We start from the raw sequence: 13,591 nt of genomic DNA, 5'->3' as shown, positions 1-13,591 counted from the left end.
ACCCAGCTGGTTCGCGACGCCGGGTTTTCGTCGAACACTTTTTGCCAGGCATCGCCAAGGGATGCCCGAGGGACCCGCAGCAGATTGCGAGTGTGAGCCTTTTCACCCAGGGGTACTGCCCGAATGTGGAGAAATTAGCCGTGGCGGGTGATGCCCGATGCCTATGACGTTTCGAGACCTCGCGTCGTGGAGTATCAAGCCGGCGAAGAACGTCGAGACGAAGCTCAGTCCGAAGGTGAACATCCTGCGCGGGTTGGCCGCCCGCGCGACGACTCCGTTGCTTCCCGACGACTACCTCAAAATGCTCAACCCGCTGTGGACCGCGCGCGAGCTTCGCGGCGAAGTCGTCGACGTGCGGACGGAGACCGAAGACTCGGCGACGGTGACGATCAAGCCGGGGTGGGGCTTCACCGGCCAGTACCGGCCGGGCCAGTACGTCGGCATCGGGCTACGCGTGGACGGCCGGTGGCACTGGCGCTCCTACTCGCTGACTTCGGTGCCGCAGCGCGACGCGAGGCACATCACGATCACGGTGAAGGCGACGCCGGAGGGCTTCCTGTCGTCGCATCTGGTGAACGGCGTGCAGCCCGGAACGATCGTGCGGCTGGCGACGCCGAAGGGTGAGTTCGCGCTGCCTGACCCGCCGCCGGAGAAGATCCTGTTCGTCAGCGCCGGCAGCGGGATCACCCCGCTGATCGCGATGCTGCGGGCGCTGGCGGGCCGCCGGCAGACCCCCGACATCGTGCACGTCCACTCCGCGCCGTCGGAGGACGACGTGATCTTCCGCGACGAGCTGCGGGCGCTGGAGCGAGACCACCCCAGCTATCGGCTGCATCTGCACCTCACCGGTACGGACGGTCGTTTCGATTTCGAGCAGCTGCACGAGGTCGCCCCGGACTGGAAGAGCAGGCCAACCTGGGCGTGCGGTCCCAGCGAGATGCTCGACACCGTCGAGAAGGTTTGGCAAGAAGCGGGATTGGACGACGAACTGCACATCGAGCGTTTCACGATCGACCGGACCGACAAGGGCGGCGAGGGCGGCACGGTGACTTTCGCTATCTCGGACAAAACGATCGAGATTGACGGCGCCACCTCGCTGTTGGAGGCGGGCGAGAAGGTAGGCATTCAGATGCCGTTCGGCTGCCGGATGGGCATCTGCCAAACATGCGTGCTGCCACTGGAATCCGGACATGTCCGCGACTTTCGCTCCGGCGACGAACGCGGAGCGGGCGACCGCATCAACACCTGTGTGTCCACCGCATCCGGCGACTGCACCCTCAAGATCTAGGAGACAAACATGGCAATCACCAATGTGAAGGAGTACGCGCACCTCACCCCCGAGGATGTCGATGCGTTAGCCCACGAACTCGACGCGATCCGCACGGACATCGAGGAATCCCGCGGCGAGCGCGACGCCCGCTACATCCGCCGCGCCATCCAACTGCAGCGCGCCCTGGTGGTCGGCAGCCGGGTCGTGCTGATGGCGAGCCGAAACAGGTACGCCTGGATCGCGGGCACCGCGATGCTGGGCGCCGGCAAGATCATCGAGAACATGGAGCTGGGGCACAACATCATTCACGGTCAATGGGACTGGATGAATGACCCCGAGATTCACTCGACCGAGTGGGAGTGGGACACCACCTCGCCGAGCGCGCACTGGAAGAAGTCGCATAACTTCATCCACCACAAGTACACCAACGTGGTCGGCATGGACGACGACGTGGGCTACGGGATCATGCGGGTCACCCGCGACGAACCGTGGGCGCGGTGGATGATCGGGAACCCGATCTACAACCTGCTTCTCGGCACCCTGTTCGAGTGGGGCGTCGCCGCCCACGGCCTCGAGCTGTCGCACGTCCGCAAACACGAGAAGTCGATGGCCGAGGTTCGTAAAGACCTACGCATCATCGGCAAGAAGGTCGGCAGGCAGGTCGGCAAGGACTACGTCGTGTTCCCCGCCCTGGCCGGACGGAACTGGAAGCACACGCTGCGCGCGAACGCGGTCGCGAACCTCATCCGCAACTACTGGTCGTACATGGTCATCTTCTGCGGGCACTTCCCGGACGGAGCAGAGAAATTCACCCAGGAGGAGTTCGAGGACGAAACGCAGGGCGAGTGGTACCTGCGGCAGATGCTCGCCTCGGCCAACTTCCACGCCGGCCCGGTGCTTGCGTTCATGAGCGGCAACCTCTGCTACCAGATCGAGCATCACTTGTTCCCGGACCTGCCGAGCAACCGCTACGCCGAGATCAGCGTGCGGGTCAAGGAGTTGTGCGAGAAGTACGACCTGCCGTACACGACGGGTTCGCTGCCGCGGCAGTACTGGCAGTCGTTCTGGACGATCCTGAAGCTGGCGCTCCCCGACAAGCTGCTGAGCGGCACCAGTGACGACGCGCCGGAGACCAATTCGGAACTGAAATTCCGCATCCGGGACGGCTTGCGGGAAAGCTTCGGCGTCGACCCTGCCACCGGGCGCCGCCGCGGCTTGCGCACCGCACTTCGCGAAGTACAGGGCGGAGCCGTTGCAACGAAATGACCGAAATGAGCGCGCCTCGATTGGAGGCACCCGAGGCGGGGTATTCGAGCCTGAAGGACAATTAGACAAATGCTGAATAAAGGGAGCGCATCGTGATCGTTCTTGGAATCATCCTCGCAGTGATCGGCTACTTCACCGGCCTGGCAATTCTGGAAACAATCGGCGGAATCCTGGTGGTTATCGGGATCATCCTGTGGATCCTCGGCGCAGTCGGACGCCCGGTGGCCGGCCGCAAAGTCTGGTTTTAGCGGGCCGGGCTTCCCGACGCGCTAGACCGGATCGGCGGCGACCTGCCGGCAAATGGGCTGGTCGCCGCCGATCGGTGCGTGCGCAAGGTGCTTGAACGGCAACATATTCGGTAACCTCAGCCATCGGCCGTAGGTGGGGTGGTCTGCTCGCCCGTACCGCACGCGGGGGCCGCGGCATGAGCTGCAGAAACGGGGGAACCGGTGTGGTCGGTAATGGCGCCGAAGCCGCGGGTGAATACCGAAGCAGTCGTATATCTGGAACCGTGTCAGGAAACAACGACCTGAAGCCAGATCAGCCGATTGCTACTCGTTGGTAATCGTTTCGCATTGGGTATTTATCAGGTGCCTAACGTTGCTGACCCGGGAGGACCCCCCAATGGACCGGCATTTCCGCCGTCGACCCGCGCTTGCCCGCGGGCGGCGCCACCGGTCTTACGTTGGGGAAGCCAAGTGATGCCGACGGTGGTGCCCGCTCGCCGGGAGGGCGGCCGGCTGGCGCGGGCCGGCTGCTACGGCTCGGTGGCCACCGTCGCCGCGCTGCTGTCCGGCTGCACGAGCCTGACCACCGGGACCGCGGTCGCCGCCGACGACTTGGGCCACGACGCCGCGCCCGTTCCGGTGGCGGCCCTCGACCACTTGCTACTGCCCCCGGAACAGCTCAGCGCGTTGCTCAACACGGGCGAGTTCGTCATGAAGCACGCGGGGTCGAAGATGGGTGACAGCCAGACGACCGCCGACGATTGCGTGGCGACGTTTCGCGCCACGTGGGGGCCCGTCTACCAGGGCAGTGGGTGGACGGCGGTGCGCGCCCAATATCTGGCGGACCGTGACGGCTCGAAGTTCAAGGTCTGGCAAGGCGTGGTCACCTTCCCATTGCCGCTCGACGCCGAGGCGTTCTACCGCAAGCAAGTCGCGGCGTGGCACACGTGTGACAACCGGCGCGTCGAAGAGCGGTTCGTGGACGAGGCTCCGTCGCCCGACGACTTCTTCAAGATGGGCTCGGCGAGCGACCACGACGGGATGCTGTCGATGACGCACACCGAAGAAAACAGTCAAACCGAGTGGACCTGCGAGCGGGCGCTGACGGCGCGCAACAACGTAATCGTCGACGTGGAGTCCTGCACCGATCGACGCGCCGATCAGGCCGAGGTGGTCGCCAACGCGATCGCTGCGAAAGTCCCGGTGAAGTGATGGGATTACTCACCGTGGGGGCGCGTTGTGCACTGCTGTTGCTTGCCTGCGCGGGTGGGGCGGTGGCGTGCTCGAACACGGTGACGGGCAGCTCGAGGGTGCAGGCGCCTCGCGACGCGTCGGCGCCCAAGGTAGCCCCCGCCGACCTCGCCAAGTTGCTGCTGTCGGACCAGCAGGTCAGCGACATCGTCGGAGCGCCCGGAATGGTGAGTTTCGAACCCTACCAAGGCATTCCGCCACCGGCGGGCGAGACGTACTCGGAGCCCCGCTGTGCCGAGGCGGTGTTCAACACCGAATGGCCGTCCTACAACGGCACCGGCTTCACGGGGGCGGTCGGCCACAAGGTGGGCGAGCCGGGGGACCGGCCGGCTCACAATATCGACGAGGGTGTGGTGTCCTTCCCGGACGCCGTCTCCGCCACGCGGTTCGTCGTGCGCACCGGCCTGGATTTCGATCGGTGTGCCGATACGCATTTCAGCTTCACCACGCCGCCACCGCGGTCCCAAACCGATTACTACACCATCGGATTTCCGAAGACCGTGGGCGACATGGCCACCGTGGTCAGCGCCGTCGAAGGTGGCGAAGGGCGGACGTGTGCCAGGGCGATCTCGTCGCGTTCCAACGTGGTGATCGACGTCTATGTCTGCGCCACGGACGCCACCGCGAAAACCGCCGTGGACCTTGTCAATGCGATTGCCAACAATGTGCGCCACTAGACGATGGCCGCTGGATCGGAGGATGTTGTGACTGATTGGTCGGGTGGACGCTTCGGTGGCCCGAACCCGGTCGGCGGACCCGGCCAGGGCGGGTCGAGTCGCTGGGAGCCGGGCGGCTCCGGCGAGGCGAATCGTTGGGTGCCACAGGGCGGATCGCCCGGTCCGTGGGGGCAGCAACCCCCGGGCACGCAGCCGCCCCCGGGCTCCTCGGGCGCGGGCGGTTGGGGTGCACCTCCGCAGGGCGGCCCGGGTTGGCAACCGGCTGGTGGACCCGGTGGACCGGTGCCGCCGCAGGGATTCGGGCCACCCGGGTGGCCGCCGCCGCCGCGCAAAAGCCGCAAGCCGCTGTGGATCACGCTGGCCGCCGGCGGCGCGGTGATCGTGGTGGTGGGCATCGTGCTGGCGATCACCCTCTCCGGTGGCGGCGGCAAGGCGGGCGGCGGTTCGGCGGCCGACGTGGTCAAGGGCTATCTCGAGGCGCTGGCGCGCGGGGACGCCGAGGCGGCCCTGACCTACAGTGCGGATCAGCCCGCGTCGAAAGAGTTCCTCTCCGACGACGTGCTGAAAAAGCAACTGGCGCAATGGCCGATCACGAATATCCGCATCCTCGGTGACGACTCACACGAGGGAGGCAGCATCGGGTTCGCGCAGGTGCACGTCGCCGCCAACTTCGGCGACAAGACGTCGGACTCCACCATCTCGATGAAGAAGAGCGGCAATCAGTGGAAGCTGCCGTCGGCGGCGATCAAGGTGACGTCGAATTCGATCAGCCAGGATGCGGCCAGCAAGACGGTGACGTTTTTCGGCAAGGCGTTGGGCGGCTCACCGGCCTATGTCTTCCCGGGCTGGGTCGACGCCGGCTCGTCCAATCCGTATCTGAAGGTGACGATCAAGCCGCTGCTGCTCGACCAGATGACGTTGACCAGCGAAGCCTATCTGCAGCCGGAGATCGCGCTGTCGGACAAGGGGCGCGATGCGGCACGCGATCAGTTGACCGCGGCGATGGGTAACTGCCAAAAGTCGAATCTGCTTGCCCCGCCGGGCTGCCCGATGAGCCTGGACCCGTATGGGCTGGCCGATGGCACCGTGGCGTGGGGGCCCGCCGACATCGGTGCGGTCAAATTCGACAACTTCGACCAGTACCGGCTGCAGCTGATGTTCAGCGGCGACGTCAAGGCGCCGGTCACCGTGAAAACCACCAGCGGCGGCACCAAACAGGGCAGTGGTTCCCAATTCATCTCCGGGACCGCCGACATGGCAAAGACCCCGCCCGAGTTGAGCTTTCGATGAGAGAGGCCGCAATGACGATGACCGCAGCACGACCGCAACCGAGCCATCAGGAAGTCGAGCAGGCCCAGCGCAGCATCGCCGCGCTGGGGCAGGCATTCAGTGCCAAGGTTGTCGGCCAGGACAATCTGCGCGAGACCTTGCTGATCGGGCTGTTGGCCGGGGGCCATCTGCTGCTGGAAAGCGTTCCAGGGCTTGCCAAGACGACCGCGGCGCGCGTCGTCGCCGACGCGATCAACGGGCGATTCCAACGGATCCAGTGCACCCCGGACCTGTTGCCCAGTGACATCATCGGTACCCAGGTCTACGATTCGTCGACGAACTCGTTCGCCACCCAGCTGGGGCCCGTACACGCCAATCTTGTTCTGCTGGACGAGATCAACCGGTCCAGCGCGAAGACACAGAGTGCGATGCTGGAGGCGATGGAGGAACGCCAGACCACCATCGCGGGCAAGGTGTATCCGATCCCGGAGCCGTTCCTGGTGATCGCCACGCAGAACCCCGTCGATCAGGAAGGCACCTATCCGCTGTCGGAAGCCCAGACCGACCGCTTCATGTTCAAGGACATCCTGCGCTATCCCAGCGCCTCCGAAGAGGTGGAGGTGATGATGCGCCGCGATGCCGGTGTCTACGACAAAGACCGCCGCAGTGGCCCGGTTGTCGGCCTGGAGGACGTGCGCCGGTTGCAGTTGGTGGCGGCCAACATTCACATGGATCCGGCCCTGATGCACTACGCCAGCCAACTGGTCAACGTCACCCGCAACCCGGGGCAGTTCCTGCCGGCGCAGCTGGCCCGCATCGTCGAATACGGGGCTTCGCCCCGCGCGACGATCGCGTTCTGCCAAGGCGCCCGCGCCTTGGCGTTGTTGCGGGGCCGCAATCATGTTCGGCCCGAGGACATCCAGCAGCTGGCCCACCGGGTGCTGGGGCATCGGCTGATCCTCGGGTTCGAGGCGGCCGCGCAAAAGATCACCCCGCAGGTCGTCGTCGACGCGGTGTTGCAGCGGGTGCAGGTGCCCTAGGCGTCATGGGTCAGCATCTGAATCGGGCCAAACAATATTTCGGCACCGACACCCGCGGTCTGCTCGAGGGCGGTCGGTATGCGCTGCTGCACACGCGGAGCCTCGAATTCGACGACCTGCGACCGTATGTGGCCGGCGACGACGTCCGGGACATCGACTGGAAGGCCTCGGCGCGCTCCGGGGCGACGCTGATCAAACGCTACGTATCGGAAAAGCATCACAAGATGCTGTTGATCGCCGACGCCGGCCGAAACATGGCCGCGCTGGCCCCCAGCGGCGAATTCAAACACGACGTGGTGCTGCACGCGATGGGCACCATCGGCCTGATCACGCTGGGCCGCTCCGACGAGGTCGCGTTGGTGTATGGAGATGCCAGGGGCAGCAACAACATTCGCGCCCGCCGCGGTGAAACGCACATCGAGAACCTGCTGCATCGTTTCTACAGCCACGCGATGGGCGGGCCGGGCCTCAGCGACATCGTCACCCAATTGGATTATGTGGCGGCCAATTACCGGCGCCGGATGCTGATCATCATCATCTCCGACGAACCCGATCTCGACGAGCGACTATCCGAAGCGCTGCAGCAGCTGTCCGGCCGCCACGACCTGATGTGGATCATGGTTTCCGACATGGCCGCGGTCGGGTCGGAAGAGGGGGAACGCGACGGCTACGACGTGGCCACCGGTGGCTACGTGCTCAACGGTGCCACTTTGGGGCCGCGCGTCATCGACGCCTATCGGCGCCGGGAAGCGGCGCGGGTCGCTGCGCTGGACGAGTTCCTGACCACCCGGGCAATCAGTTTCGGCCGCATCGGCGGCAGCACCGAGATCCGCGCCAAGCTGGTCGCCCTCACGGAGGCGTTCGAACATGCCGGGTGAACTGCTGCGCTATCTCGGTGCCCCCGCCGGCTTCGCGTGGTGGTGGTGGCTGGTCGCCGGAGTCTGCGCGGCGGTCGTGGTCGCCTGGTACAGCGCCGTTTACGCGTGGACGCTGCCGCCGGCCCGCCTGCGCCGGGTGCCGGTGATTCGCACCGTGCATTCCTGGCTGGTGCGCCGCCGGTTTCGGGCGACCGTCACAAAGATCACCGATCAGTACCGGGCCGGGCAGCTCTCCGACGGCCAGGCCGCCGCGGCGATACGCCGCACGCTGCGCAGCTTCCTCTCGGTGACCACCGGTAACCGGGTGCAGTACATGCACATCGACGACATCGTCGGCCAACCGGAATTGGCGCCGACCGCGCCGGTGTTCACCGCGCTCAATGATGCCCAGTTCTCCACCGAGCGCACCGATTTCGCGCGTGTCGCGCATGCGGCGTCGGAGGTGATCCGTACATGGACCTGAGATGGTGGCCGATATTCGTGGTCGGCCTCGTCGCGCTGCTCGCGTTGGTCGCGGTGGCGCTGCTGGTGCCGATGCCGAAGATCACCAAGGTGCTGCGCCCGCTGGCCCACGTCAACCGGCTCACCGCGATGCCCGAATACGCGCGCATCGCGCGGCTGCAATTCTGGGCGATGCTAGCCACTTTGGTGCTGTTGGTGATCATGTTCGGCACCGCGCTGGTCACCACCAGCCGCCCGGTCGGTTTCTCCGCGGCCAGCCGCAATTTCGAAGCCGTCCACCCCGAGGACATCATGGTCTGCGTTGGGCAGCCGGTCACCGACCCCACCACGGCCGGATTTCTGAACTACTTCTCCCAGCAGGACAAGAACTTTGACACCCAGCGCATCGGGCTGACCTCACCTACGCTGCGGGTGGTGCCGCTGACCAAGGACTACGAGTACGCCAGCTCCCAGTTCAGCCGGTACGCCAATCTGGCCGGCCTGCAACACCAACTCGACACCACCAAGGAGTTGCCGGGCCCGCAGGCTCAGCAGCTCAGCTCGGGCATCAACGATTTCTCCCGCGAGGTCTCCTACGTCGACTACGCCCGCAGCGTCCAGGACGTGTTGGCGTTGTGCATGACCGGGTTCCCCTCGTTCGAGGACAAGAGCACCCGTCGGCGGTCCCTGATCTATCTGGGATACACCAGCTTTCACGGCTCCAGCGATTCGCGGCCGGAGCTGTTCTCCGACCAGCAGGTCAAGGACATGGCCAACCAGGCCGGAATCCAGATCAACGTCATCGCGCGTGCCGACGTCGTCAAGTCCCCCGAGCAGTCGAATCAGGCGCTGTCCCAGATCGTCTCGGCGACCGGGGGGCGCTACAGCGTCTACAACCCCGCCGGGACGGCCGGTGACAACCCGTCGGGCACCGACTCCACCCTGGCCGGGCTGATCGACAAGGTTCGCGCGAATCCGCCAGACGTGGTGTTGCCCAGCGGCACCATCGTCACCCGGCGGTCCTGGGATTACCCGAACGTGCCGATCCTGGTCTCACTGATGGCGGCCAGCCTGCTGTTCGTCTCCCTGGCGGTGCTGCGCCGATGACATTCCAACCGATTGCTCCCGTCGCAGTCCTCATCGCGATCGCGATCCTGCTGGTCGGGATCCGCATGGCTGCGTTGTACCGGGTACTGGTGCGCACCGGCACCGGCCGCTACCGGCGGGTGGTGTTGCGCTGGAGCGCGCTCACCGCGGCCGGGCTGCTGCTGGTGTTGGCCGCCGGCCGCCCCGGCCTACCGCATGACACCGGCCAGGCCAACGCGAAACCCGCGAAGACCGGCGCAGCCAACGCCAACATCTTCTTTGTCGTCGACCGCTCGGTGGACGGGCGCGTGGAGGACTACGCCGACGGCAAGTCGCGCCTGTCGGGCATCCGCAGCGACATCACCGCGCTCATCGACCAGTACCCCCGCGCCCGGTTCTCGATCATCGAGTTCGCTTCAAAGGCCGGCGTCGACTGGCCACTGTCGGATGACGTGTGGAGCCTGAAGCCGTTTGTGAAGGGGCTGTCGGCCTACACCGAGGTCCCCGAGGACGCCATGTATCAGGTCAACATTGCGGCCGCAAACGACGTGCTGCGCACCCAACTCGACTCGGCCACAAAGCAATACAAGGACTCCAAGAATCTGGTGTTCTACTTCGGGGAGGGCGCGGGCGGGTCGCGGACGGCCCAGAGCGGCTTCGACATCGCGCACGGCGCGATCGCGGGCGGCGCGGTCCTGGGCTACGGCACCCCGGCCGGCGGGCTGATCCCGATGGGGTTCTACAACGGCAACCTAGTCTACATGTGGGACAAGCAGAACAACCGGGCCGCCAATTCGGCCATCAACGAAGACGGCCTCAAGGCTATCGCCGCCGAGCTCGGTGTGCCCTACTTCCACCGCGACAACAGCCCCATCACTCCGGTGGTGCCGGCGGTGGACCTCAGCAGCCCGGCGCCGGGCGACACCCCGGTCAGCGGATCCGTCAGCGTCGAGCGCACCGAGTTGTACTGGCTGTTCACCGGGCTCGCGGCCGTGCTGGCGCTCGGCGAAACCTTCTTGACGCTGCGGGAATTCCGCCGCAACCGCATACCCCGACGAGTGAGGCAGTGATGCTGCAACGTGATCCCAGAATCGCGGCGCGCCACGTCTGGCAGCGCGTGGGCTGGTGGTGGCGGCGCGGCCCGGCGCGGCTGCGGTTGCGGCGACACCTCAGCGTCTACTTCCTGCCCGTCGCGCTGGTGCTGCTGGCCGTCGTCGGCAAGATCATCTCGGCGATGCTGACCGGTGACGCGGCCGTGTCGGATTTCGCCCACCACGACATCGACGCCCTGCGCGACGACGTCTCCACCCTGAGCGGCCTGAATGTCATTGAACCCGGCCAGGTTTCGTTCATCGCCGGAGATCTGGCGGTGCTGGAGGGCAAGCTCGACACCGCCGAACAACAATTCGCGGCGGCGCTGCAGCGCATCGACAACGCCGACTCGTGTCCCGCCCGCATCAACCTCGAGCTGGTCCGCGAGACCCAGGGCGACCTGGCCGCCAACCGCGCCGACGTCTCCCACGCCGAGGAGCGGTACAACAGCGCGCTCCAGGTCATCACGGATGCCCCGCCGCGCTGCTTCAAGGACAACGACGATCCCAACCTCGACCGTCGCCGCATCCGCAACGACGCCGCGGCTCGGCTGGCCGACAAGATCAAGGCGCTGCACCTGCCGCCGGCCAAGCCGCCGAACCCGGCGCAGACCGCGAGCCCGAGCCCGCCGCCCACCTCGCTGACCGAGACTCAGCTCCCGCCGCCACCGCCGCCGGGGCCTCCACGCCGACGCCGCCGCCCCCGCCGCCCGGCCCCGGCAGCAACGGTCCCGTGTTCGGGCCCAACGGTGGTGGCGGAGCGGGCAATGGCGGCCCGAGCCCACTCAACGACGTCAGCCCCGACCGCATCCCGGTGGGCGGCGGCGGCGCGGCACCCCAACACCGCCTGGGCACCGGCGATGGCGGCAGCCCACTGGACCGCCTGCAGAACAGCCTCGGTGATTCCGACGCGACCGGTTCGTCCGCCGAGGACAACACCAGCACGCACATTTAGAGTCGCTAGACCAGGTCCGCGGCGATTAGCCGGCAGGCGAGTTGCACGTCGGCCACCGCCTCGTCCGGGTCCATTTCGCCGCCGACCGTCCACGTCAGCACGCCGAACGTGACCTGTTCGACCAGCCGCGCGACGCGGTCCTGCGCGGGGGTGGGCTCGGTGATTCCGGCGGTCGCGAGGATCGTGTCGCGGACCGCTTGATCGCCCAGGGCGCCTGAGTGCGCCCGCACGGCCTGTGTCGAGACGATCATCGCGTGCGCAAGATGCTTGTAGCGCAACATGTTCCGGCACGCCTCGGCCATCAGCTCGGCCACGGCCGACGCCGCGTCGGTGGGGGGCCGTGCCGGCGGCTTCAACTTCTCGATCTGCGCGGTGAGCACCGCCGCGTACACGTGGTGCTTCGACGGGTAGTACCGGTAGAGCGTGCGCAAGGCGACGCCGGCCTCCGCGGCGATCTCCTGGGCCTGGATCTGGTCCAGCGGCCGAGCCCTGCCCAGCCGCGCGGCGGCCCGCAAGATGGCGGTGCGCCGCGCCCGTTGGTCGTCGGTTGCGGGCAGGGCCGGCGGCCGGGGCTCGCTGATGCGCGGCATCCCACAAGTATCGGCGGCCGCCGCCACGGCCGCGCCGCTGTACCGATGAGCGGGACGGCGCGGGCACACGGCCGTCGCACCCGCGACCCTGGAACGGTGACAGACCTGGCGAAGTACGGACCCTGGGCAGTGATCGCGGGCGGATCGGAGGGGGTGGGCGCCGAGTTCGCGCGGCTACTCGCCGCCGCGGGACTCGACCTCGTCCTGGTCGCCCGCAAGCCGGCACCGCTGGATCGGACCGCCGAGGAGTGTCGAGCGTTGGGCGCCGAGGTCCGCACTGTCGCGGTCGATCTGGTTGATCCGGCGGCCGTCGAGCAGGTTGCGGCCGCGGCGGCGGGCGTGGAGGTCGGCCTGCTGATCTACAACGCGGGCGCCAACACGTGCAGCGAGCCGTTGCTCGACGGCGAGCTCGCCGACTTCGACCGGGTCATCGCCCTGAACATCGGCACCATGATGGCGCTGACCCAGCAGTTCGGGCGCCCGATGCGCGAGCGCCGCCGCGGCGGCATCCTGCTGGTCGGGTCGATGGCCGGCTACCTCGGGTCCGTGCGGCATTCCGTGTACGGAGGAGTGAAGGCGTTCGGGCGCATCTTCGCCGAAAGCTTGTGGCTCGAATTGCGCGAATTCGACGTCGACGTCCTGGAATTGGTGCTCGGCGTGACGCGAACCCCAGCCATGGAGCGCGTCGGGCTGAACTTCGACGTTCCCGGCCTGCGGGTCGCCGAACCCGCCGACGTCGCCCGCGAAGGGCTCGAGCAGCTGCCCAACGGGCCGGTCTACGTGGCGGGCGGAAACGGTGACGACGTCGCCCGGCGCAACCATCCGGACCGCGCCAAGGTGGTGCTGGGCACGCACCGGGTGATGCAACAGCTCATGGGCGATCGGTGAGCTCGCGGCGCACCTGGCCCGCGGCCGCGCGCAGCAACGGCTCGTAACGCTGCGCGGAAGCGTTGGCGGGCAACACGATTCCGAGCGCCGCCCGATGGTCGATAGTCGCCGCGACCGACGTGAATTCCGGGCCGTAGTCGCCGCGCCGGGTCACCACGCCACAGGCCCGCGCCCGAATGACGTCGATGCCGGGTCCGACCAGTTCGGGCGGCTGGACGGCCAGCACCGCCAAACCGAGCGCCAGCCGTGGCGCGGGCGCCCTGGTGCCGACCCGGGTGGGCACGACCGGCGCCGAAGGGCCGCCGAGTTTGTCCACGTGGACGATGTCGAGGCCGGCGAGCACCCCGAGATGCACGACGGCTCCGGTCTTGATCTGCAGGTGGTGCAGCACCGGTGCCGCCGCGGAGCGCAGGCGCAGATCGGTTGCGTCGCCGGCACCCCACGACATCGCGCGGTCCCCTAAGCCGTAGCCCCGGTCGGAGTGCGAGACCCAGCTCAGCCGGACCAGATGATCCAGGATGCGGTGGGTGGTCGAGCGCGGCAGCTCCGCCCTGGCCGCGACCTGGTCGAGGCTCAGGCCGACAGTGGCGTCGTCGAAGGCATCGATGATCGACGTGAACCGGTCAACCATCGTCATCGGAACCTCGATCAAAAAGAGAATT

The 13,591-nt window shown here is 67.1% G+C and carries 15 protein-coding genes; 13 read left to right on the top strand and 2 right to left on the bottom strand.

The genetic code is table 11. From position 1 onward, the window contains the following. The first annotated feature begins 157 nt into the window (after positions 1 to 157). The 12 genes from MRAB57_RS07420 to MRAB57_RS28480 all read left to right on the top strand — a co-directional run bounded on the left by MRAB57_RS07420 (position 158) and on the right by MRAB57_RS28480 (position 11,563). Entirely contained in the window at positions 158 to 1,288 is a 1,131-nt protein-coding gene (locus tag MRAB57_RS07420; protein WP_077086996.1) for a ferredoxin reductase, read from the top strand. A 9-nt stretch (positions 1,289 to 1,297) separates the two neighbouring features. Continuing rightward, positions 1,298 to 2,536: a fatty acid desaturase family protein gene (locus tag MRAB57_RS07415; protein ID WP_077086995.1), complete on the top strand. Its 1,239-nt coding sequence runs from the start codon at positions 1,298 to 1,300 to the stop codon at positions 2,534 to 2,536. A gap of 92 nt (positions 2,537 to 2,628) precedes the next feature. Next, positions 2,629 to 2,784 (top strand): hypothetical protein, encoded by a 156-nt coding sequence (locus tag MRAB57_RS07410; protein WP_108637898.1) that lies wholly within the window; start codon positions 2,629 to 2,631, stop codon positions 2,782 to 2,784. A 453-nt stretch (positions 2,785 to 3,237) separates the two neighbouring features. Then, positions 3,238 to 3,975, top strand: coding sequence for a sensor domain-containing protein (locus MRAB57_RS07405; RefSeq protein WP_083743323.1), 738 nt, complete (start codon positions 3,238 to 3,240; stop codon positions 3,973 to 3,975). Then, on the top strand, positions 3,975 to 4,691 hold the full coding sequence (locus MRAB57_RS07400) for a sensor domain-containing protein (protein WP_077086994.1): 717 nt from the start codon (positions 3,975 to 3,977) through the stop codon (positions 4,689 to 4,691). The genes MRAB57_RS07405 and MRAB57_RS07400 overlap by 1 nt, the downstream gene beginning before the upstream one ends. A gap of 27 nt (positions 4,692 to 4,718) precedes the next feature. Continuing rightward, on the top strand, positions 4,719 to 5,981 hold the full coding sequence (locus MRAB57_RS07395) for a DUF4878 domain-containing protein (protein WP_157900565.1): 1,263 nt from the start codon (positions 4,719 to 4,721) through the stop codon (positions 5,979 to 5,981). 17 nt (positions 5,982 to 5,998) lie between these two features. Beyond that, a complete protein-coding gene (locus MRAB57_RS07390; RefSeq protein ID WP_077090448.1) occupies positions 5,999 to 7,000 on the top strand; it encodes an AAA family ATPase in 1,002 nt (333 codons plus the stop codon). A 5-nt stretch (positions 7,001 to 7,005) separates the two neighbouring features. Further along, the gene (locus MRAB57_RS07385; protein ID WP_077086992.1) at positions 7,006 to 7,878 is read left to right on the top strand and encodes a DUF58 domain-containing protein; all 873 of its coding nucleotides are present in this window, start codon (positions 7,006 to 7,008) and stop codon (positions 7,876 to 7,878) included. Further along, complete coding sequence (locus tag MRAB57_RS07380; protein ID WP_077086991.1) at positions 7,868 to 8,341, top strand: hypothetical protein; 474 nt, start codon at positions 7,868 to 7,870, stop codon at positions 8,339 to 8,341. Before MRAB57_RS07385 ends, MRAB57_RS07380 begins: the two co-directional genes overlap by 11 nt. Then, positions 8,332 to 9,426: a hypothetical protein gene (locus tag MRAB57_RS07375; protein WP_077086990.1), complete on the top strand. Its 1,095-nt coding sequence runs from the start codon at positions 8,332 to 8,334 to the stop codon at positions 9,424 to 9,426. Before MRAB57_RS07380 ends, MRAB57_RS07375 begins: the two co-directional genes overlap by 10 nt. After that, entirely contained in the window at positions 9,423 to 10,475 is a 1,053-nt protein-coding gene (locus MRAB57_RS07370) for a vWA domain-containing protein (RefSeq protein ID WP_077086989.1), read from the top strand. The genes MRAB57_RS07375 and MRAB57_RS07370 overlap by 4 nt, the downstream gene beginning before the upstream one ends. Beyond that, a complete protein-coding gene (locus tag MRAB57_RS28480) occupies positions 10,475 to 11,563 on the top strand; it encodes a hypothetical protein (RefSeq protein ID WP_173813914.1) in 1,089 nt (362 codons plus the stop codon). Before MRAB57_RS07370 ends, MRAB57_RS28480 begins: the two co-directional genes overlap by 1 nt. Here the strand turns inward: MRAB57_RS28480 and MRAB57_RS07355 are convergent. After that, on the bottom strand, positions 11,457 to 12,041 hold the full coding sequence (locus MRAB57_RS07355; RefSeq protein WP_077086986.1) for a TetR family transcriptional regulator: 585 nt from the start codon (positions 12,039 to 12,041) through the stop codon (positions 11,457 to 11,459). The two genes, MRAB57_RS28480 and MRAB57_RS07355, sit on opposite strands and share 107 nt — an antisense overlap. Before the next feature lie 96 nt (positions 12,042 to 12,137). Here MRAB57_RS07355 and MRAB57_RS07350 point away from each other — a divergent pair, with 96 nt between their 5' ends. After that, positions 12,138 to 12,929 carry an SDR family NAD(P)-dependent oxidoreductase gene (locus tag MRAB57_RS07350; protein WP_077086985.1) on the top strand — a complete coding sequence of 264 codons (792 nt, stop codon included), beginning with the start codon at positions 12,138 to 12,140 and terminating at the stop codon, positions 12,927 to 12,929. On the opposite strand, the gene MRAB57_RS07345 is transcribed toward MRAB57_RS07350, so the two are convergent. After that, entirely contained in the window at positions 12,913 to 13,566 is a 654-nt protein-coding gene (locus MRAB57_RS07345; RefSeq protein ID WP_245835863.1) for an IclR family transcriptional regulator, read from the bottom strand. The genes MRAB57_RS07350 and MRAB57_RS07345 overlap by 17 nt on opposite strands. Positions 13,567 to 13,591: the final 25 nt, after the last annotated feature.

It is taken from the genome of Mycobacterium rhizamassiliense, assembly GCF_900157375.1.
Lineage (GTDB): Bacteria > Actinomycetota > Actinomycetes > Mycobacteriales > Mycobacteriaceae > Mycobacterium > Mycobacterium rhizamassiliense.
Note: the sequence above shows the minus strand (reverse complement) of the source record. Positions and strands in the feature narration are given on the sequence as shown.